This is a genomic window from Rhizobium sp. GCM10022189 (assembly GCF_042656325.1).
In the GTDB taxonomy this organism is placed as follows: Bacteria; Pseudomonadota; Alphaproteobacteria; order Rhizobiales; family Rhizobiaceae; genus Rhizobium.
In genome coordinates, this window is record NZ_JBHSOR010000004.1 from 365,946 (window position 1) to 385,792 (window position 19,847).

General features: G+C 61.7%; 21 protein-coding genes. 7 read left to right on the forward strand and 14 right to left on the reverse strand.

The genetic code is table 11. The features are described from left to right. Window positions 1–125: 125 nt before the first annotated feature. Window positions 126–2,732 (forward strand): bifunctional lysylphosphatidylglycerol flippase/synthetase MprF, encoded by a 2,607-nt coding sequence (gene mprF / locus ACFPWW_RS06160; RefSeq protein ID WP_112756876.1) that lies wholly within the window; start codon window positions 126–128, stop codon window positions 2,730–2,732. Beyond that, window positions 2,729–4,111 carry a virulence factor family protein gene (locus ACFPWW_RS06165; protein WP_112753230.1) on the forward strand — a complete coding sequence of 461 codons (1,383 nt, stop codon included), beginning with the start codon at window positions 2,729–2,731 and terminating at the stop codon, window positions 4,109–4,111. Before mprF ends, ACFPWW_RS06165 begins: the two co-directional genes overlap by 4 nt. 59 nt (window positions 4,112–4,170) lie before the next feature. Here the strand turns inward: ACFPWW_RS06165 and ACFPWW_RS06170 are convergent, their stop codons facing one another. From ACFPWW_RS06170 to ruvC, 8 genes are all read right to left on the reverse strand, one after another. Then, window positions 4,171–4,734, reverse strand: a complete 564-nt coding sequence (locus tag ACFPWW_RS06170; RefSeq protein WP_112756873.1) for a DinB family protein — start codon at window positions 4,732–4,734, stop codon at window positions 4,171–4,173. A 110-nt stretch (window positions 4,735–4,844) separates the two neighbouring features. Further along, on the reverse strand, window positions 4,845–5,357 hold the full coding sequence (locus ACFPWW_RS06175; protein ID WP_112703663.1) for an NUDIX hydrolase: 513 nt from the start codon (window positions 5,355–5,357) through the stop codon (window positions 4,845–4,847). Window positions 5,358–5,361: 4 nt separating this feature from the next. Further along, on the reverse strand, window positions 5,362–6,264 hold the full coding sequence (locus ACFPWW_RS06180) for a metallophosphoesterase (protein ID WP_112756871.1): 903 nt from the start codon (window positions 6,262–6,264) through the stop codon (window positions 5,362–5,364). After that, window positions 6,265–7,305, reverse strand: a complete 1,041-nt coding sequence (gene ruvB / locus ACFPWW_RS06185) for a Holliday junction branch migration DNA helicase RuvB (protein ID WP_112703661.1) — start codon at window positions 7,303–7,305, stop codon at window positions 6,265–6,267. A gap of 67 nt (window positions 7,306–7,372) precedes the next feature. Beyond that, entirely contained in the window at window positions 7,373–7,987 is a 615-nt protein-coding gene (ruvA, locus tag ACFPWW_RS06190) for a Holliday junction branch migration protein RuvA (protein ID WP_112563942.1), read from the reverse strand. 12 nt (window positions 7,988–7,999) lie between these two features. Further along, a complete protein-coding gene (locus ACFPWW_RS06195) occupies window positions 8,000–8,419 on the reverse strand; it encodes a type II toxin-antitoxin system VapC family toxin (protein WP_112703660.1) in 420 nt (139 codons plus the stop codon). After that, on the reverse strand, window positions 8,397–8,657 hold the full coding sequence (locus ACFPWW_RS06200) for an AbrB/MazE/SpoVT family DNA-binding domain-containing protein (protein ID WP_112563946.1): 261 nt from the start codon (window positions 8,655–8,657) through the stop codon (window positions 8,397–8,399). Before ACFPWW_RS06200 ends, ACFPWW_RS06195 begins: the two co-directional genes overlap by 23 nt. Before the next feature lie 55 nt (window positions 8,658–8,712). After that, a complete protein-coding gene (ruvC, locus tag ACFPWW_RS06205) occupies window positions 8,713–9,222 on the reverse strand; it encodes a crossover junction endodeoxyribonuclease RuvC (protein ID WP_112703659.1) in 510 nt (169 codons plus the stop codon). A gap of 235 nt (window positions 9,223–9,457) precedes the next feature. Here ruvC and ACFPWW_RS06210 point away from each other — a divergent pair, with 235 nt between their 5' ends. The 3 genes from ACFPWW_RS06210 (at window position 9,458) to ACFPWW_RS06220 (ending at window position 13,377) form a co-directional block, all read left to right on the forward strand. Then, on the forward strand, window positions 9,458–11,776 hold the full coding sequence (locus ACFPWW_RS06210) for a methyl-accepting chemotaxis protein (RefSeq protein ID WP_377311000.1): 2,319 nt from the start codon (window positions 9,458–9,460) through the stop codon (window positions 11,774–11,776). Window positions 11,777–11,781: 5 nt separating this feature from the next. Then, window positions 11,782–12,276, forward strand: a complete 495-nt coding sequence (locus tag ACFPWW_RS06215; RefSeq protein ID WP_377311002.1) for a GNAT family N-acetyltransferase — start codon at window positions 11,782–11,784, stop codon at window positions 12,274–12,276. Window positions 12,277–12,375: 99 nt separating this feature from the next. Further along, window positions 12,376–13,377, forward strand: coding sequence for an LLM class flavin-dependent oxidoreductase (locus ACFPWW_RS06220; RefSeq protein ID WP_112753235.1), 1,002 nt, complete (start codon window positions 12,376–12,378; stop codon window positions 13,375–13,377). Window positions 13,378–13,494: 117 nt separating this feature from the next. Here the strand turns inward: ACFPWW_RS06220 and ACFPWW_RS06225 are convergent, their stop codons facing one another. Then, window positions 13,495–14,241, reverse strand: a complete 747-nt coding sequence (locus tag ACFPWW_RS06225; RefSeq protein ID WP_377311005.1) for a YebC/PmpR family DNA-binding transcriptional regulator — start codon at window positions 14,239–14,241, stop codon at window positions 13,495–13,497. Window positions 14,242–14,414: 173 nt separating this feature from the next. On the opposite strand from ACFPWW_RS06225, the gene ACFPWW_RS06230 reads away from it, so the two are divergent. Then, window positions 14,415–14,918, forward strand: a complete 504-nt coding sequence (locus ACFPWW_RS06230) for a pyridoxamine 5'-phosphate oxidase family protein (protein ID WP_112563954.1) — start codon at window positions 14,415–14,417, stop codon at window positions 14,916–14,918. 14 nt (window positions 14,919–14,932) lie between these two features. On the opposite strand, the gene ACFPWW_RS06235 is transcribed toward ACFPWW_RS06230, so the two are convergent. From ACFPWW_RS06235 to ACFPWW_RS06250, 4 genes are all read right to left on the reverse strand, one after another. After that, window positions 14,933–15,778 (reverse strand): MBL fold metallo-hydrolase, encoded by an 846-nt coding sequence (locus ACFPWW_RS06235; protein WP_113500023.1) that lies wholly within the window; start codon window positions 15,776–15,778, stop codon window positions 14,933–14,935. 200 nt (window positions 15,779–15,978) lie between these two features. Beyond that, entirely contained in the window at window positions 15,979–16,803 is an 825-nt protein-coding gene (locus ACFPWW_RS06240; RefSeq protein ID WP_112563956.1) for a TIGR00282 family metallophosphoesterase, read from the reverse strand. Between the two features lie 3 nt (window positions 16,804–16,806). Continuing rightward, window positions 16,807–17,394, reverse strand: a complete 588-nt coding sequence (locus ACFPWW_RS06245; RefSeq protein WP_112563957.1) for a 5-formyltetrahydrofolate cyclo-ligase — start codon at window positions 17,392–17,394, stop codon at window positions 16,807–16,809. Between the two features lie 67 nt (window positions 17,395–17,461). Beyond that, window positions 17,462–17,998: a MarR family winged helix-turn-helix transcriptional regulator gene (locus ACFPWW_RS06250; RefSeq protein WP_377311009.1), complete on the reverse strand. Its 537-nt coding sequence runs from the start codon at window positions 17,996–17,998 to the stop codon at window positions 17,462–17,464. On the opposite strand from ACFPWW_RS06250, the gene ACFPWW_RS06255 reads away from it, so the two are divergent. Beyond that, complete coding sequence (locus ACFPWW_RS06255) at window positions 17,982–19,049, forward strand: FUSC family protein (protein ID WP_113500028.1); 1,068 nt, start codon at window positions 17,982–17,984, stop codon at window positions 19,047–19,049. The two genes, ACFPWW_RS06250 and ACFPWW_RS06255, sit on opposite strands and share 17 nt — an antisense overlap. On the opposite strand, the gene ACFPWW_RS06260 is transcribed toward ACFPWW_RS06255, so the two are convergent. Next, window positions 19,046–19,837, reverse strand: a complete 792-nt coding sequence (locus ACFPWW_RS06260; protein ID WP_377311012.1) for a hypothetical protein — start codon at window positions 19,835–19,837, stop codon at window positions 19,046–19,048. The two genes, ACFPWW_RS06255 and ACFPWW_RS06260, sit on opposite strands and share 4 nt — an antisense overlap. Window positions 19,838–19,847: the final 10 nt, after the last annotated feature.

Below are 19,847 nucleotides of genomic sequence, written 5' to 3' on the forward strand. Positions count from 1 at the left end.
GATGAAGGAGGCGGCAAGCGCGCGGGTGTGGGTAGACGCAACTTGGTTCATAGAGCTTGCATGCTGCCTATGTTACGTCTTTCAAAAGAGATTCCCGCCAAACTCGCAATTGCGGCAGGTACGAAATGTCGGGTCACGACAAGTTGGAAGAGAATACGGGATCGGAAGAAGGCTTTTCGCTAGGCGTGCTTTTCCGGCGCTACCGCACGCCGCTGACGGCTTTCGCCACCCTGCTTATCTTCTGTCTCGTCGGCTACGCGATCATGCAATTGACGGACGAGGTGCGCTACGACGACGTAGTGGAGGCCCTGGCCGAAACGCGGCTCAGCTCGATCCTGCTCGCGCTGTTCTTCACGGCGCTGAGCTTTCTGGCGCTCGTCTTCTACGATCTCAACGCCATTGACTATATCGGCAAGCGCCTGCCTTTCCCGCATGTCGCGCTTACGGCGTTCAGCGCCTATGCGGTCGGCAATACCGCCGGTTTCGGCGCTCTGTCGGGCGGGGCGATCCGTTACCGGGCTTACACCCGGCTTGGGATTTCGCCGGAAGATATCGGCCGCATCATTGCGTTCGTAACGCTTTCCTTCGGCCTTGGCCTTGCTGCCGTGGCGGCAATCGCGCTTCTCATCATCGCCGACGAGATCGCGCCGCTGATCAATGTCAGCAGCCTCTGGCTTCGGATCATCGCGGCTGTCATTCTGGCAATTCTCGGCTCTCTGATGATCGTCGGCCGCGAGGGCCGGGTCATCGAAATCGGGTCGATCGCGCTTCGCCTGCCGGATTCACGCACATGGTCGCGTCAGTTCCTGGTGACGGCGTTCGATATTGCGGCTTCCGCCTCGGTCCTCTACGTGCTCCTGCCGCAGACGGCGATCGGCTGGCCGGTGTTCCTCGCGGTCTATGCGATTGCCGTCGGGCTTGGCGTGCTGAGCCACGTGCCGGCGGGCCTCGGTGTCTTTGAGACGGTCATCATCGCCTCGCTCGGCAGCGCGGTGAATATCGATGCCGTTCTCGGTTCACTGGTTCTCTATCGGCTGATCTATCACGTCCTGCCGCTGCTGATTGCCATCCTTGCGGTCTCTGCCACCGAGCTTCGCCGCTTCGTCGATCATCCGGCCGCCTCCAGCGTGCGGCGTGTCGGCGGACGGCTGATGCCGCAATTGCTTTCGGCGCTGGCGCTGCTTCTCGGCGTCATGCTGATCTTTTCGAGTGTGACGCCGACGCCGGATCAAAATCTCGAATTCCTCTCCAACTACCTGCCGCTGCCGATCGTGGAAGGAGCGCATTTCCTCTCCAGCCTGCTCGGGCTCGCACTGGTCGTTGCGGCGCGCGGTCTCGGCCAGCGGCTCGATGGTGCGTGGTGGGTCGCGGTGTTTTCAGCCGTCGCCGCGTTGACACTGTCGCTGCTGAAGGCGATCGCGCTCGTCGAAGCGGCCTTCCTGGCGTTCCTCGTTTTCGGCCTGTTCGTCAGTCGCCGGCTTTTTACCCGCCATGCCTCGCTTCTCAACCAGGCGATGACGGCTTCCTGGCTGATGGCGATCGCGGTCATCATCGTCGGCGCGGTCGTCATCCTGCTCTTCGTCTATCGCGACGTGGAATACAGCAACGAACTCTGGTGGCAGTTCGAATTTGCGGCGGAAGCGCCGCGCGGATTGCGCGCCGTGCTCGGCATCACCATCATTTCCTCGGCCATCGCCATCTTCAGCCTGCTGCGGCCGGCGGCCTTCAAGCCGGAGCCGGCGGACGAGGAGGCGGTGCGCCGGGCCGTCGAGATCGTCGAGAAACAGGAGAGTGCGGACGCCAATCTCGTGCGCATGGGCGACAAGTCCATCATGTTCTCGGAAAAGGGCGACGCCTTCATCATGTATGGCCGGCAGGGCCGCTCGTGGATCGCGCTGTTCGATCCGATCGGCGATCATCATGCCGTGCAGGAACTGGTCTGGCGCTTCGTGGAAGCGGCGCGTGCCGCGGGCTGCCGTGCCGTCTTCTACCAGATTTCCCCGGCCCTGCTGTCGTACTGCGCCGATGCCGGCCTGCGTGCCTTCAAGCTCGGTGAACTCGCCGTGGCCGATCTGCGCACCTTCGAGATGAAGGGCGGCAAATGGGCGAACTTGCGCCAGACCGCAAGCCGTGCCCAGCGCGACGGGCTGGAATTTGCGGTTGTCGAACCTGCCGACGTGCCTGCCATCATGGACGATCTAGCCAATGTTTCCAGGGCATGGCTCGAGCACCACAATGCGAAGGAGAAGGGTTTTTCGCTCGGCGCCTTCGATCCCGACTACGTGGCGTCGCAGCCGGTCGGCGTTCTCAAGAAGGACGGCAATATCGTCGCCTTTGCCAATATCCTCGTGACCTCGGCAAAACAGGAGGGGACCATCGACCTGATGCGTTTCTCGCCCGACGCGCCGAAAGGATCCATGGACTTCCTGTTCGTGCAGATCATGGAATATCTGCGCGCCCAGGGTTTTGCGCATTTCAACCTCGGCATGGCGCCCCTCTCCGGCATGTCGAAACGCGAGGTGGCGCCCGTCTGGGACCGTATCGGCGGTACGGTCTTCGAACACGGCGAGCGCTTCTACAACTTCAAGGGGCTTCGCGCCTTCAAATCCAAGTTTCATCCGCACTGGCAACCGCGCTATCTTGCTGTTTCCGGAGGGGGCAATCCGATGATCGCATTGATGGATGCGACACTTCTGATCGGGGGCGGATTGAAAGGGGTAGTGAGAAAATGATGAAAAAGTTCCTGTTTGCCGCTGCGTGCGTCGGCATGCTCGCGGCTGTGCCGTCTTATGCTGCGGACGAAGCCACGCAGAGTTTCGAGACCGGCCTTATCCCTTCGCCGCACATCTTTCTGCCGCAGGGCGAGGTGAAGGGTGCCGTATTCCTGATTTCGGATGCCGGCGGCTGGGGAGACAATGAAAAGACCGAGGCCGATCGCCTGGTGTCCCAGGGTTCGGTCGTCGTCGGCATCGATTTTCCATCCTATATGGAAGCGCTGAACCGCTACGATGTCAGCCTTAACGACGGCTGCATCTATACCGTTTCCGATATTGAATCGCTAAGCCAGCAGGTGCAGCGCGCCGCCGGCAACAGTCCCTATCACCTGCCGATCGTTGCCGGCATCGGCGAGGGTGGCGCGCTGGCGCTTGCCATTGCTGCGCAGACGCCGGATGCGACCATCGGCCAGACATTTGCCGTCGATCCGCGCGCGGGCATTCCGCTCACCAAGGAGCTTTGCACGCCAGCCACACGGCAGGTGGTCGGAGACCGGAGCGTCTACGGGCTCACCGATGGCGCTCTTCCGGACCCGATCATCGCCACTTTCACGCCGCAGGCCGACAAGGACGGACGCGCGCACGTCGAGGATCTGAAGAAGGCGCATGACGCTATCGAAATCCGCGACTCCACTGACGATGCGCAGACCGTATTTGCCGATACGCTCGACGATCTGGTCACGGCTTCGGGCGCCTTCGACAATCCGCTCGCGCTGCCGCTTGCCGTGCTCGACGCGACACCGAACCTCGACACGATGGCGGTGATCTATTCCGGCGACGGCGGCTGGCGGGATATCGACAAGGAAGTAGGCAGCATGCTGCAGAAGGAGGGCATCCCCGTCGTCGGCATCGATTCGTTGCGCTATTTCTGGACGGAACGGAAACCGCAGGAAACGGCCGACGATCTCGCGCGCATCATCGAGTTCTACCGAAAGCAATGGAAGGTCAAGCATGTCCTGCTGATCGGCTATTCCTTCGGCGCGGATATCCTGCCCGCCACCTATCAGCGGCTGAAACCTGCCGAGAAGACGACGGTGGCGCAGATTTCGCTCCTGTCGTTGTCGCATCAGGTTGATTACGTCATTTCCGTCATGGGCTGGCTCGGCCAGAAGACGGAAGGGGCAGGGGGCGATCCGGTCAAGGACCTCAAGGGGGTCGATCCGAAACGCGTGCAGTGCATCTACGGCAAGGATGATGACGACGATGTGGCTTGCCCGGCCGTCAAGGATGTCGGCGGCGAGGTCATCGAGCTGCCGGGAGATCATCACTTCGATGAAAACTACGACCTCCTGACCAAGACGATCATCGATGGCCTGAAGGCGCGCCTCAAGGGCTGAATTTTGCTCACTGACGCGAATGCGAAGGGAAGACCGCGGCGCGTGTTCGCGGGCATATTCTAGCGCATCAGCATCTGTTCGCTCCAGCCGAGGGCGGCCATCTCGCCGCCACGGAACCTCGCGTCGTCGTCGACAATGAATTCGTCGAGTTGCGGCGGCGCGACGCTGGTGCCGGAAAGCATGGCATGCACCTGGCCGCGATGGTGCGTCTGATGCTGGAAGAGGTGGCTCAGCACATCTTCCATGCGTTCCCGCTGGATGCGGCCGTCGCGCTGAAGCTCCACGGTCGAGACAAGTTTCTCGACTGTCAGTCCTTCGCAGATTGCTACAAGGCGCCGGTCGACTTTCGCCTGTTCTGCCGACAGCGATCGGATGTCGTCGAAGGGTTCTTCGACATCGAAAGCGCGAAGGCCGAGCGAGCCGCCTTCCAACCCGTCGACATAGAACCAATCGACCGTGAGGATGTGGTTCAATGTCGATTTGATCGACGGGAAGAAGCTTGTGCGCGTGGCTTCGAATTCACCGGGCCTGAGCGATGCGCAGGCGGCAAGAAGCCGGTTGTTGGCTAGGGCATTGTTATAGGCAAGCTTTCGGAACATGCGGCAGGGGTCGAAACTCGTCATCGCGCCTCCTCCTCAGAGCCTTTCCGGTTTTCACTGAAACACGAAAATGATCCATCCCTTTGTTTATCTGAATTCCGGACGCAAAACGCCGCGCACTTGCAGGAATTGCCTCAGTCCTTGTCGTCGAGATCGCCGTCGCGCCACACCAGGTGACGCGGCGAGGCGGGCAGGTTTTCTATCTCGCTGGCGATGAAATAGGGCGGAATATCGAGCGCGCTCAGGGCCTGGAATGTCGCCGGCACCCATTTGAATTCCAGATGATTGTCGCCATCTTCCACGCGGTGGATGATCTCATGCGTGCGGAACGGGAAATGCTCAGGTATTTCCATGAGATAATAAAAGCCGAGTTCGTGCCAGTCGCGGCCCTCGTAGTGGAAGAAGTTCTCGACGATCCAGAGCAGGCGATCGACGGTGACTTCGACGCCAAGCTCTTCCATCATTTCTCGTTTCAGCGTTTCCTCCGAGGTTTCGCCGATCTCGGCGCGGCCGCCGGGAAAGGTCCAGAAGGGTTCGTGAACGGCGCGATGGACGAGCACATGCCCGTCACGAAAGCCGAGCCCGGCGATGCGGTAGTTGAAGCGCTGACTGCCTGCATTGAGGCGAACGACGGTTCGCTTGGGCATGGTATTATCCGAGATCGATGACCAGAATTTCCGGCGGGACGCCAAAGCGAATGGGCGCGATGGAGCAGCCGAGACCGCCGGAGACGATGATATTACGGCCGTTCTCGATGATATGGCCATAGGCATAACGATCGCCATAGCGCGAGGGCACGACCGGCGAATAGCCGAAAAAGCGGATCTGCCCTCCATGCGTATGGCCGGACAGGGTCAGCGATACACGTTCGGGCACGCGCGGAAATATGTCGGGCTCGTGGGCAAGCAGGATAACGGGCGCGTCGTCGGATACTTGCGCAAGCGTTCCGCCGAGATCGTCGAGGCCCTGCATCTGGCTGCGGCCCCACTTCCTGCCCGGCAGCAGCGCCAGCTGGTCCTCCAGGCCTGCCAGCCAAAAGCCATGGCCGTCCTTTTCGAGCCGGGCCGCGCGATTGCTGTAGACGGGGATACCCACGTCCGCCAGGGCCCTGTGCGCGAAGGTGTCACCTCCGCCGTTCGTCTGCGCGGTTCTGTCCTCCCACCAATCATGGTTGCCCATGATCGCGTGGACGCCGAGCGGCGCCTTCAGCGTAGACAGAGCCTTCGACCACTCACTGGAATGGACATAGCGCGTCACCAGGTTCATGCCGGACACGTAATCGCCAAGCAGAAGCGTGATATCGCCCCCCAATTCGTTGGCGAAAGAGCAGATCGAGGCGATGCGGGCCGCCGACATCCAGGGTTCGCAGGCGTGAAGATCGGCAAGTGCCACGAGCCGCAGCTTCAGCCCCGGCGGCCATCCCGGCGGGCTCAGCGCGTAACGGGAAACGGTCAGCCGTGCCAGCGGTTCATAGGCCAAGGCATAACCGCCAAGGGCCATGAGGCCGACGAAGCTGCTGCCCATCAGCTTGAGAAGGCCGCGCCGGCTGATCAATCAGTCGTCCTCCCGGAACAATCCGAACTGGGCAGCCTCCATATCCTTCGGCGGCTGCATGCCCAGATGTTTCCAGGCGATTGCGGTCAGAACACGGCCGCGCGGCGTGCGCTGGATAAAACCCTGCTGGATCATATAGGGCTCGATAATGTCCTCGATCGCATCGCGCGGCTCGGAGAGGCCGGCGGCGATGGTTTCGATGCCGACCGGGCCGCCGCCGAAATTGACGGCGATCATATTGAGATAGCGTTTGTCGAGCTGGTCGAGGCCCATATTGTCGACCAGCAGGCGGGTGAGAGCCTCGTCGGCGATCTCGCGGGTGACGGCTTCGGCCCTTGCGACTTCGGCAAAGTCGCGCACGCGGCGCAGCAGGCGGCCGGCGATGCGCGGCGTACCGCGGGCGCGCCGCGCGATCTCGCGGGCGCCGTCATCGGTCATGCCAAGACCCATCAGGCGGGCGCCGCGGCGGACGATCAGCTCCAGTTCCTCCACCGTATAGAAGGAGAGGCGGACGGGAATGCCGAAACGGTCGCGCAGCGGCGTCGTCAGCAGGCCGAGGCGGGTGGTGGCGGCGACGAGCGTGAATTTCGACAGGTCGATCTTCACCGAACGGGCGGCGGGGCCTTCGCCGATGATGAGGTCGAGCTGGAAATCTTCCATGGCCGGGTAGAGGATTTCCTCGACCGCCGGGTTGAGACGATGGATTTCGTCGATGAAGAGAACGTCGCGCTCTTCAAGATTGGTCAGCAGAGCGGCAAGATCACCGGCCTTGGCGATGACTGGGCCGGAAGTCGAGCGAAAGTTGACACCGAGTTCCTTCGCCATGATCTGCGCCAGCGTCGTCTTGCCAAGGCCCGGCGGACCGACGAAGAGAACGTGATCGAGCGCCTCGCCGCGGTTCTTGGCCGCTTCGATGAATATCTTGAGATTGGCGCGTGCTTCCGCCTGGCCGGTAAACTCGTCCAGCGATTGCGGGCGCAGCGTCGTATCCAGGTCTTCGCCACGCTTTTCCGACGATATCAGGCGCGCATCATTCATCAGGCATTTCCGTTAAAAGCTTGATCCAGTCCATACACCAAGCTGATGCCATTGACATCCCGCCGGGCGATCAACGCGAAAGTTCCCGCAGGCCAAGGCGGATCAGCTTGGCGCTGTCTGCATCCTCACCGGCCGTCTTCATGGCGGCGGCGACGGCATTGGCGGCCTGATCGCGGGAATAGCCGAGATTGGTCAGCGCCGAAACGGCATCGGCGACAGGGGCCGCGGCGACGCCTTCGCCGATCTCCTGCTTGAGGCCGATATTGATCGCCTCGCCGGCGAAGGCGGGCGCCTTGTTCTTCAGCTCGGTGACGATGCGAACCGCGACCTTGGGGCCGACGCCCTGGGCGCGCGAGACAGCGGTCTTGTCCTGCAGGGCGATCGCATTGGCAAGCTCAGGCGGCGTGAGCGCCGACAGCACGGCAAGCGCCACTTTCGCACCGACGCCCTGCACGCTCTGCAGCAGATTGAACCATTCCCGCTCAAGCTGCGTCTGGAAACCGAAAAGCTTGAGCTGGTCCTCGCGCACATAGGTCTCGATGAAGAGAACGCAGGCCTCGCCGACGGAACCGAGCTTGGAAAGCGTGCGGGCCGAGCAATAGGCGACGTAGCAGACGCCATGCACATCGACGAGCACATAGTCGTCGCCGATCTCGTCTATGGTGCCTTTCAGCTTGCCGATCATGATGTTGTTCCGTCAGGGGTGGGTTTCGGGTGAAATGATATCGAGCGAAGGGAAGTAGGAGCGGTAGCGGGCCGGATCGCGGGTCAGCAGGCGGTGGCGATGCCACTCCGCGTGGGCGCCAACCAGAAAATCGGGAAGCGTCCGCTCCCGCTGGCCGCCCGCAGCCCGATAGTTGCGATGCGCCTGCCCGGCGCGGTAGGCTGCCTCGAAAGGCAAATTCTCTCGTTCGAGATTAAGCCAGGCAAAGGCAAACAGAAGCTTCTCCTCTGTCAGCGGCGCAGCGCCGAGCTCAGCCCAGACAATCGGGGTCAGCACCAGATTTCCCTCCGACGCACAACGCTTAAGAGCGTCAAGCGACCATTGGCGAAACGAGCTTTGTGGTCCCAAAATGTCGATGAGAATATCCGTATCAATGACGGTCGAGATCTTCACGCGGACCCCTTAGCCATTCCATATACTCGTCCGTCGTCATGCCGTCGAGGTCCAGCAGCCCCTCGACGCTGGCGGCCCATTCTTCGAAATTTCGAACCTGCGAGCCACTTTCGCTAACCTTCACCAAAAGGGCTGCATCGTCTTTCGCGATAAATTCCACTTCGGAACCCGGAACGATTCCCAGTCTGTCGCGAATTTCCTTCGGGATGGTCACCTGACCTTTTTCAGTCACACGCATGGTAATACCTCTGCGGTAATACCTACGTGGTTACTGAGAACAAGTCAAGAACATATCAGCCGGCAAGCGCCTGCCGCATCTTGTTTCCGCCGCGATGATGAGCGTGGCAAATGGCGATCGCCAGAGCGTCGGCGGCGTCGTTGCCCTTGAACTCGGCCTTCGGCATCAGGATCTTCAGCATCATGTGGATCTGCTGCTTCTCGCCGTGGCCGACGCCGATAACGGTCTTCTTCACGGCGTTCGGGGCGTATTCGGACACCGGCAGGCCGGCGCGGGCCGGCACCAGCATGGCGATGCCGCGGGCCTGGCCGAGTTTCAGGGTCGCCACCGCGTCCTTGTTGACGAAGGTCTGCTCGACGGCCGCCTCTTCCGGCTTGTAGCAATGGACCACATCGGCGAGGCCGTCATGCAGCTGGCAAAGGCGGGAAGCCAGATCCATGTCGCCATCCGAGGTGACGGTTCCCGAGGCGACGAAGCGCAGCGAATTGCCGAGCGTATCGATAATGCCCCAGCCGGTGCGGCGAAGGCCGGGATCGATACCGATGATGCGAATCGTATTTTGCATGGTTCACCCTATAGCGGAGGGCGAATAAGTGCCATCGATATGTGAACAAAGCAAAAACATATCCGGTTTTCGGGTGGCATTTACCGCGAATTAAACCGGATGCACGAATTCTGATCCATCAAATGTGAGAGGGGCCGGCTTCTGCGGAGCTTAAGGCCTCCAATGTTCTGTTAACAGGTCAATCGGCCGGGTGATTTCCCGGCCGACGGTGCCGTTCCGGAAGGGTTCGTTTTTCATGGCTCAGAGATTCCAGTCCCTGTCCTTCAAGGTGATAGCCACCTTCATCCTGCTGACCACGCTTTCGGTCGCGGTGATCAATATCCTCGCCTATTTCGCCAGCAGCCGCGTTTCGGACGAGCAGGCGCTGAAGGCCAAGGAGAGCGTGCTGATCTTCCGCGGCGACATGCTGCAGGACCAGCTTGTGCAGCTTGAGAACCAGGCGACCTCGATTGCACGTATCGAAGCGCTGCAGATGTCGATCACCAACCTGAAGAGCGGTTGGAAGACGATGGAGAAGAGCTCCGGCGATGCACGGGGCGAGCTGAAGTCGGTCTTTATCACGAACAATCCGAACCCGGCCGACCAGCGCGAGAAGCTCGTCAAGCCGGAGGGGCCGAGCGGCTTTTATTATTCCAGCCACGAGAAGACGCAGGGCGAAGTGGCGCGCGATCTCGCCGACACCGCCTTCAGCGATCTCCTGATCGTCGATCTCGACGGCACCGTGCTCTATTCCTACAAGAAGAACGACGATTTTGCCGAGAACCTGAAGTCGGACGCCTGGAAATCGACAGGTGCGGGCATCGCCTATGCCAAGGCGATCGAAAATACCGCCAAGGCGACCGACGATTCGGCGCCCACGGCTTTCTCCGGCCTGCGCGTCGATGGCGGCAGCGGCAGGTCGGCGATCTTCTATGCGGTGCCGATCGTCAAGCTCGGTCAGGCGAAGGGCCTGATGCTGTTCAAGGTGCGCGACGATATCGTGACCGGCATTCTGGCAAAGGGCATCGTCTCCGGCAGCACGGCGAAGGCGGCGATCATTTCGGCCGATGGTTCGGCTGTCGGTCTCAATGCATCCGGCCAGCTTGCGACGCTCGATACCGCGCCGTTCTCCTTTATCAAGGCTGCGCTTGCGAGTTCGGCGATGACGGTTGCCGATTTCGATCGCGCCGATGGGGCAGCACGGGCCTATGTGCGCGGCATCGATTATCGCGGCGACCGTTTCCTCGTCGTCGAAAGCGTGCTGCTCAGCGAACTGAATGCCGGCTCGATCGAGATCGCCACGCTGTTGACCTGGATCGGCATTGCCGTTCTCGTCGTCATGGCGCTCGCCACCGGGCTCATCACCAACTTCCTGTTCTCGCCGCTTGCCCGCCTTGCCGGCGTGACTCGCGAGGTCGCCGACGGCAGGCTCGAAGTCGAGATCGGCAGCCAGAATCGCAAGGACGAGATCGGCACGATGGCGAAGGCGCTTGCCCGCTTCAAGCAGTCGCTGCTCGAAGGCCGCGAACTCGAAGCTCAGAGCGAGCAAACGCGTGCGCGGGCTGAAAACGAGCGCCAGCAGAACCTGGCCCAGCGCGAGGCGGAGGCCCGCAGCCTGCAGGATGTCGTCACGGCACTCGACGAGGGGCTTCATCATCTGGCGAGCGGCGACCTGGCCTACCAGATCGAAACCCGCTTCCCGAGCGAGCTCGAAAGCCTGCGCGTGAACTTCAACGAGGCGCTGGCAACGCTCAGCGAAACGATGACGGCGATCGGCGGCAATTCCATGGCCGTGCGGGCCGGTTCCGAAGAAATGCGTACAGGCGCAGACGAACTGGCCGGCCGCACCGAGCGGCAGGCGAGCTCGATCACCGAGACGGCCAATGCAATCAGCGCCATCACACAGTCGGTCCGGCTGCAGATCGAACGCGCCGAGCAGGCCGAGCGCATCGCCCGCGACGCCAAGAAGGAGACGGCCGGGTCCAGCCAGATCATGCGCGAGACGATTGCCGCGATGGAAGCGATCCAGGCTTCGTCACGCCAGATCAACACCATCATCTCGGTCATCGACGATATCGCCTTCCAGACAAACCTGCTGGCGCTCAACGCCGGCGTCGAGGCGGCGCGCGCCGGCGAAAGCGGCAAGGGCTTTGCGGTCGTCGCCATGGAGGTGCGCGAGCTGGCGCAGCGCTCTTCAAGCGCCGCCAAGGAAATCTCCAGCCTGCTGCAGAAATCCACGCATGAGGTGGAAAGCGGCGTTGCGCTCGTCGAAAGGGCCGGTATCGCGCTGACCGGCATCGGTAGCCATGTCGAAGCCATCAACGGCCAGATCAACGAGATCATGGAATCCACGCGCGAAGAGGCCGACACGCTGAAGCAGATCAACAGCTCGGTCGCCGAACTCGACACCATGACGCAGCAGAATGCGGCGATGGTGGAGGAGACGACGGCTGCAATTCATCGCCTCGCAACGGAAGCGGTGGAGATGGACCGCCAGCTTGGCAACTTCAGGCTTGCGGACGGATATCAGCAGCTGTCCGGCGCCGAGGTGCATCAGCTGCGCAAGCGAGCCTGATCGCAATGCTGATCCGGCTCGAACGGCCTGAAGATGCGGATGCCATCCACGAGCTGACGTGGATGGCGTTTGAGCCGATGCCGTTCAGCAACAATGCCGAAGCCCGCATTGTCCGGGACCTGCGCGCGTCGGGCGATCTGACACTGTCGCTTGTCGCGGAAGACGGCGGCGAGATCGTCGGTCATGTGGCTTTTTCGCCAATTGCCGTCGGTGACATCAAGGACGGATGGTATGGGCTGGGACCGATTTCGGTAAAGCCGGAACGGCAGCGGCAGGGCATCGGCCGGGCGCTGATCCTGAAAGGGCTCGACCTGTTGAGAGCGCGGAACGCGACCGGCTGCGCGCTGATCGGCGATCCCTCGGTCTATCGCGGCGTCGGTTTCGAGAGCGACGGGAAGCTGACCTATGGCGATCTCGACACGCGGTATGTCCAGAGGATCGTCTTCAAGGGGACGCCACCGTCCGGTGCGTTGAAATTCTCCCCGGCTTTCGACGAATGACGGTTATTTTCCGCGGCGCTTATGTGCGTTCCGCGATTTGGAATAGCGCTGCCGAGAACCTACATAGACCGCACTCCCATTCTTGCGCGGCAGGTTTCCATGGTTCCCTTTTCCATTCTTGATCTTTCCCCCGTGGCCGAAGGCACGACCATCGGCCAGTCCTTCGAAGCCTCCAAGCGCATGGCGCAGAAGGCCGAGGAATTCGGCTATACGCGTTTCTGGATGGCGGAACATCACGGCATGCCGGGTGTTGCGAGTGCGGCGACCTCGGTCATCCTCGGGCAGATCGGGGCGGTGACGAAGACGATCCGGATCGGTTCGGGCGGCGTCATGCTGCCGAACCACGCGCCGCTCGTCATCGCCGAACAGTTCGGCACGCTGGAAGCGCTGTTTCCAGGCCGCGTCGATCTCGGTCTCGGCCGTGCGCCGGGAACGGATATGCGCACGGCGCAGGCGCTGCGGCGCAACCTCGATGCCGGCGCAAACAGTTTCCCCAACGACGTGGTGGAGCTGCAGCAGCTTCTGGGTACGCCGATAGACAACCAGGCGATCCTCGCCGTGCCCGGCAACAATTCGCACATCCCGATCTGGCTGCTCGGCTCCAGTCTCTATAGCGCCCAGCTTGCAGCCATGCTCGGCCTGCCCTTCGCCTTCGCCTCGCATTTTGCGCCGGACATGCTGCTCGATGCGATCGCGATCTACCGCGACCGGTTCCAGCCCTCGGCCGAACTCGACAAGCCCTATGTGATGGTCGGCGTCATGGGCGCCGTCTCCGAAACCGACGAGGAGGCGCAATATCACTTCACCTCGGCCCAGCAGCAGTTCGTCAATCTCAGGCGCAATGTGCGCGGGCCTTTCCCGCGGCCGGTCAAGGATATGGATGCTTTCTGGTCGCCGATGGAAAAGATGAATGTCGAGCATACGCTGCGCTACGCCGTCGTCGGTTCGCCGGCCACGGCCGAAGCCCAGCTCAACGAATTCCTCAAAGAGACGCAGGCGGACGAGGTCATCATCTCCATGCCGATCCACGATATCGAGGCGCGGTTGAAATCGGTGGAGCTCTTTGCCGGGCTCGGCAGTTTCATGCGGGCTGCGGCCTGATCGCGGAAGATCTCGGCAAACAAAACCCGGCGGAATGAACTGACCCCGAAGTTGGCTGTCCAACTTTCGGGGTCAGTTCAGAATGGCCGGGTTTTCGATTCCATATTTGGGGAGGGCTCAGGCCGAGAGCTTGGCCAGGACTTCCTCGGAGACTTCGAAGTTCGAATAGACGTTCTGAACGTCGTCGTCGTCTTCCAGCGAGTCGATCAGCTTCAGCAGCGACTGGGCTCTTTCTTCGTCGATCGGCACATTGTTCTGCGCGCGCCAGACCGCCTTCACGGTCTCGGCTTCACCGAGCGAAGCTTCGAGCGCCTTGGCGACTTCGCCGAGGGATTCGAAAGCGGTGGTGATGTAGTGGCCGTCCTCGTCGGTCTCGACATCGTCGGCACCGGCTTCGATCGCGGCTTCCATGACCTTGTCGGCATCGCCGGCAGAGAGCTTGTAGGTAATCTCGCCGACATGATCGAAGGAGAAGGAGACGGAACCGGTTTCGCCGAGGGCGCCGCCGGCCTTGGTGAAGATCGAGCGGACGTTGGAGGCGGTGCGGTTGCGGTTGTCGGTCAGGGCCTCGACGATGATCGCCGTGCCGCCCGGGCCGTAGCCTTCGTAACGGACTTCGTCATAGTTCTCGGTGTCGGCGCCCGAAGCCTTCTTGATGGCGCGGTCGATATTGTCTTTCGGCATCGACTGGGCCTTGGCGTTCTGGATCGCCAGGCGCAGGCGGGCGTTCATCGTCGGGTCGGGCAGTCCGGCCTTGGCGGCAACGGTGATTTCGCGCGCGAGCTTGGAGAACATTTTCGACCGCACGGCATCCTGACGGCCTTTGCGGTGCATGATGTTTTTAAACTGTGAATGGCCAGCCATGGCACCCCTGTTCACGTCTCATTGTTCGGAATGGGCCGCCTTATAAGATCGCAAGGGGCGATATTCAAGGAAAAAGCAGCTTTTCGATCTGCCCCTGGCGGTATCGGGGACGGCGGAACAAAGCGTGGGAGGCGACGTTTTCAACCGACAACACCAGCAGGAAAGGAACGGCCATGGCAAGCTTCAGCGAAGCCCGTGAACAACCGGCACGTCAGCTGTGGGACCAGATCAACGATATCCATGCCGGCATGCTCGGCCTTTCAGGCGTCGACATGCACATGCAGCCGATGGCTCCGCATGTCGATCCGACCACCAATACGATCTGGTTTTACACCAAGACGGATGCCGCACTCGTGCAGATGATCAAGCCCGGCAGCCGCGCGCATTTCTGCGTCGTCGGCAAGGACCATGATTATCATGCCTGCCTTTCCGGGGTGATCGAAGTTCGTCCGGATCCCGCCAGGATCGAGGAGTTCTGGAATTCTGTCGTGGCCGCCTGGTACGACGGGGGCAAGAAGGATCCGAAGCTGACGATGCTGTCCATGCATGTCGATGATGCCGACATTTGGGTTTCGACCGGCAGCAAGCTGAAATTCGGCTGGGAAATCGCCAAGGCCAATTTCGACGGGGAGAAGATGCCCGAGGTCGGCATCAAGCGGCATCTGCAATTCGCATGAGCCGATTGGGCCTTTTACTGAACGTCTCTCATCACATAGATCAGCGGCTTCTTCGGCAGCGTGCGCAGCGAAACGGTGATGCTGTTGTCGGGCGCGTAATTGACGTCGAAGCCGCTGCCGAACATCGAGACGAAAGTGTTGACCGGCGGACCGCGGCGATGCATCGGCAGGATCAGCGACGAGCGCAGCCGCTTGATGACGCGGCTCATGCTGTCAGCGCCCATGGTCAGGCCGCCGTCGACCGGAACCATGACCACGTCGAGCCTGCCGATTTCCGTATAATGCGTATCCGTCAGCTCGTAGTGGAGGTGGCCGAGATGGCCGATGCAGAGGCCGGCGATTTCGAAGATGAAGATGGAATTGCCGTCGAGCTGCGATCCGCCCAGCCCGTAGCTGAAGCGGATATCCGTCGTGACATTGCGGATATAGGCATCGCCGACCACAAGATTGATCTTTGCCTTTTCACCGGGCACATCGCTCCAGCCGTGCAGCACATGTTTGATGCCGGGATCGGGCGTCAGTGTGAAATGCGTGGAATGCGCCTTGTTCATGGTCACGACGTCGGGTGTCACGACCGGCCGGTACCAGCCATTGTAATCGGTGGCGATGACGATGCCGCCGGGCGTGTCGATCTCGAAGGTGGAATGGCCGAGATAGGTGAATTTGACGTCCTCGCCCTCGGAGACGGCCGGGATTACCGGTGCCGGACCCGAGACGCTGGCGAAGCTTGCCTTCGGGATATTCTGGGCGATGGCCTGGCACTGGCTGACAGGTCTTCGTTCGTCCTGGGCTTCGGCAGGATTTGCTGCGGTGAATACCGCGAGGCATGCGATAGCGAGGACAAGACAATGCGGCTTCATGCCACCCCTCCGGCGCTTTCACGACGCGGCGAGGATGCGGCATGCCGTCGCAGCGGTCCAGACGGAGCGTGCTCACAATTGCGTGTTGCGATCGGCTAAAGCGTGTCGCGAATCTGCAGGATTCGCTTGTCCTGCTTCAGGTCCTTGTTTTTGCGCATGTCGTCATCCGAGAACAGCTGCGCAATTTTTCGCGACAGGCTTTAGCGCCAGAAGTCGGGGATCGTTTCGGCAAGCCTTGGACCAAGGCGCAGCGGAGCGATCTTTTCCGCAAGGCCCGTCGCATCCGAAATTTCCACGCCGACACCGCAAATGGTGGCGGGGCCGGTGGCAGCTTCCATGCGGCCCTTCGGCATCTTGGAGATGAAGCGATTGAGCGGCTCTTCCTTGTCCATGCCGAGGGAGGAATCGTAATCGCCGCACATGCCGGCATCCGACATATAGGCGGTACCGCCGTTCAATATCTGCGCATCGGCAGTCGGGACATGGGTGTGCGTGCCGACGACGAAGCTGGCGCGGCCATCGACGAAATGGCCGAAGCACTGCTTCTCGCTGGTGGCTTCCGCGTGAAAGTCGAAGATGATGGCATCGGCCTGCTCCTTCAGCGGGCAGGCGGCGAGGATCGTCTCGGCCGCCTTGAAGGGATCGTCGAGCTCGGGATGCATGAAGACGCGGCCCATGATGTTGGCGACGAGCACGCGCGCACCGTTGCGCGCATAGAAGAGACCGGAGCCGCGACCGGGCGTTCCCTGCGGGTAGTTTGCCGGACGCAGGAACTGATCGTGACGGCCCGCAAAGGCGACGGCATCCTTCTGATCCCAGACATGGTTGCCGGTCGTCACCACATCGGCGCCGGCATTGATCGTTTCCAGAAAGATGTCTTCCGTAATGCCGAAGCCGCCGGCGGCATTCTCGCCGTTGACGATGACGAAGTCGAGCTTCAGGTCGGAAACCAGACCGGGCAGGCGATCCCAGACCGCCGTCCGTCCCGTCTTGCCGACCATGTCACCCAGAAATAGCAGTCGCATTCCCTATCCAATCCGCGAGGTAAAATGGCGCAGGCCGCTTTCCGTCAGGATGGCATCCAGGCTTATGTCATGCGGCTCAGCGGGTACCTCTGCCACTTCCTGGCAGTCAAATGCAATGCCGATCAGCTTCGGAGACAGCCCTTTTTGCCTGGCACGGTCGATTGCCCGGTCATAATGGCCCGCACCGTAGCCGATCCGGTGGCCGCGGGAATCGAAGGCCGACAGCGGCACGAGCATGATTTCCGGGTCGAGGACGGCAGCCTCTTCGCTGGGGCCGACCGTGCCGAAACCGGTGCTGACCAATGCCGTGCCGTGGACGAGTTCGCGGAAGACGATGGTCTGCCTGTCAATGATTGCCGGTACGCAGAGACGGGCGCCGCGGCCGCGCCACCGTGCCATCAACGGCTGCAGATCGGCTTCCGAACGGATCGGCAAAAAGGCGGAAATGATCGTGCCCGGCACAAAAGCAACCGCATCGCCGGCGTGAGCCGCCATGTCGAGGCTCTTGGCTGCACGAAGATTCGCCGGGATGGCATCCCGGGCCGCCAGACGCTCGGCGCGCAATTGAGCCTTCAATTCCTTGGGGGTCATTTCATATCCAATATCGTTGTGCGGCGAGGATAATCGCTTGCGACTGCCTGCGGTGGGCGAAAATGGTCTATTGTTCGCCCGATTGCGCCTCGTCCTCGTTATGGGCATCGGCGAGCTTCAGCATGATTTCCGACGCCTCCATCAGTGTTTTGCGTTCTTCCGGCGTCAGGCGGTCGTCCATCGCTTTTTCCAGCCAGGCGCGGCGGGAGCCGATGTCCTGCGAGAGTACCGTGCGGCCGTGAGGTGTGATCGACAGTTCGATCTCGCGGCGGTCGGTTTCGCTGCGCGCGCGGCTGATAAGCCCGTCGCGTTCAAGGGCCGCGATGATGCGCGTGACCGATTGCGGTTGCAGGTGTTCCTCAAGGGCAAGCCGCCATGCGGGCATCGGCCCCAGGCGGTGGAGGGTGGCGAGAATCGCGATCGTCGACAGGCTGTGCGGGCCATCCGGGCGCGCGGCGCGCAGCCGGCGGCCGAGCAGCAGGACGGAACGCAGGATCAGTGTCGCAGGCGCATCGCGGTTGCTAGACATATCATACGCACTGCGTATTATTTCGATCGAGCCCAGCTTCGGGCTTGAGGGGCAGCTGATGGAAAAGACACTCAATCACGTAGCCGGAGCCTTTCGCTGGTCGACTGAAAAGGAAGTGACGGCGATCGAAATCGTCGTGTCGGCGCTTGCCATGGCCGTTCCGGCACTGCTTGCGGCGAGGGGCCATCATACGGGGCTCGGCCTGATCGGCGGCATGGCGATGAGCGGGACGGTAGCGCAGGGCAGACTGCAGGCGCAAGCAATGAGCGCGGGTGCTGCCTTGCTCACCCTGATGCTTGCGGCGGGAATTGCCTGCGCATTCGGTCGTTTCGGGGGAGCCTGGCAGATCGGCCTTTTGGCGACGGCTGCGTTTGCCGGCGTTATCGGCGGTTTTGATCGCGCAACGGTCGCCGCCTCCATACGCTTCATCTTCTATCTCGTCATGGTCGGCGGCATCGTTTCGACAACGACGGCAAGTCCGCCGCTTATTTTTGCGGTCGTCACTGGCGGGGCGCTCTTTGCCGTCGTCCTGCACATGGGGATGGCAGCCATCGTCGCCCAGGTAAGCGGCCATGCCGCAGGGGCCGCGGAGGAGGAAAGGAAGCCGACCGCCCGACAGAAATTCATGAGGCTGCGGCGCTCGCTGACGGAGCCGGCTGGCTGGCAATATCCTGTCCGGCTGGTCTCCTGCCTGGGCGCCGTCTCGCTCGTCCACCTGTTGTTTCCCGGTCATGACGTGCATTGGGCGGGGCTGGCGCTGGTGCTGCTGATCGAGCGGCGGCCGGAACGTTTGCCGCTCAAGACGACGCAAAGAGTGATCGGCGTCCTTTTCGGCGTCTGCTGCGCGGGACTGCTGTCTTTCCTTGCCTTGCCCGCCTGGATCGATGTGCTTCTTGTTGCCGTGCTCGGCGGTATCAGGCCCTTTCTGCGGGCCAGGAACTATCTCGCCTATTCGATCGTAACGACGCCGCTGCTCATGATGGCGATGGGAACAGCCGATCATGCCCTGCCGGCCTCCGCCCTGCTGGACAGGCTGTTTGCGACCGTCTTTGCGGCCTGCCTCGTCCTGCTCGTCAACCAGGTGACCATTTATCTGCTGCCGCAGACGGCAGCGCCGAGAGCCTAGACCACGATACTGGAGGGAATGGTCGCCGCCGGCACCGCAGCCGAGAGGCCGGTCACGGCCGACTGCGCCGCACCGATCGCAGCGTCTGAAGCGGCATCGCGGTTCTTCTCGCGCAGGTCGCGCATCGCCTTTTCGAGAATCTGCTTCAATTCGCGGACGATGGATTTGAACTCTTCCATCGCCTTGCGGTCATCGGCCGAAATTGCCGACGACTTCGGGCCATCTTCGACGATTTCCTGATAGGCCTTGCGGGCATGGGCCGCACCATCCGTTTCCGCGGCATTCGTGCCGTCGTCGGTCGCTTCCGTCGTCGCTTCTGTATCCTGCGTCGTCTCGGTGGAAGCCGCCGCATCGCTTGCGACAACGCTGGCCGTAGCATTCGTGGCGGTATCGGTCGTTGCGGCGGCGGAAGCCGATGCTGCTGCCGTGCTGGTCGCGGCACTTGCGTCGGTGGAACCGCCGGTGGCCACGGCCGAAGCGAATTCGGAGGCAGCGGCGCCGACCTTGCGCGCGAGTTCGGCGGCAAGACGCGCAATCACTTCAGGCGGAAAGCCCGCCGTTTTCAGCGCCTGCAGCTCCTGCTTCGCTTCTTCGAGCTTGCGCTGGGCGCGGCTCTTTGCATCGTCGGCGGAGCTTGCGAGAGAATTGCGCACCTGCTCCAGCGCCAGCGATTGCTGCTGGATCTTCAATACGCCGGTGTCAGGCTCGTCCCCCGTGGACGAAACGCCGGATTGTGCCGGTTGAGTGCCACGCAGAAGGGTGGATGCCGAAACGGTTGCAATCTGCATAATAGACCCC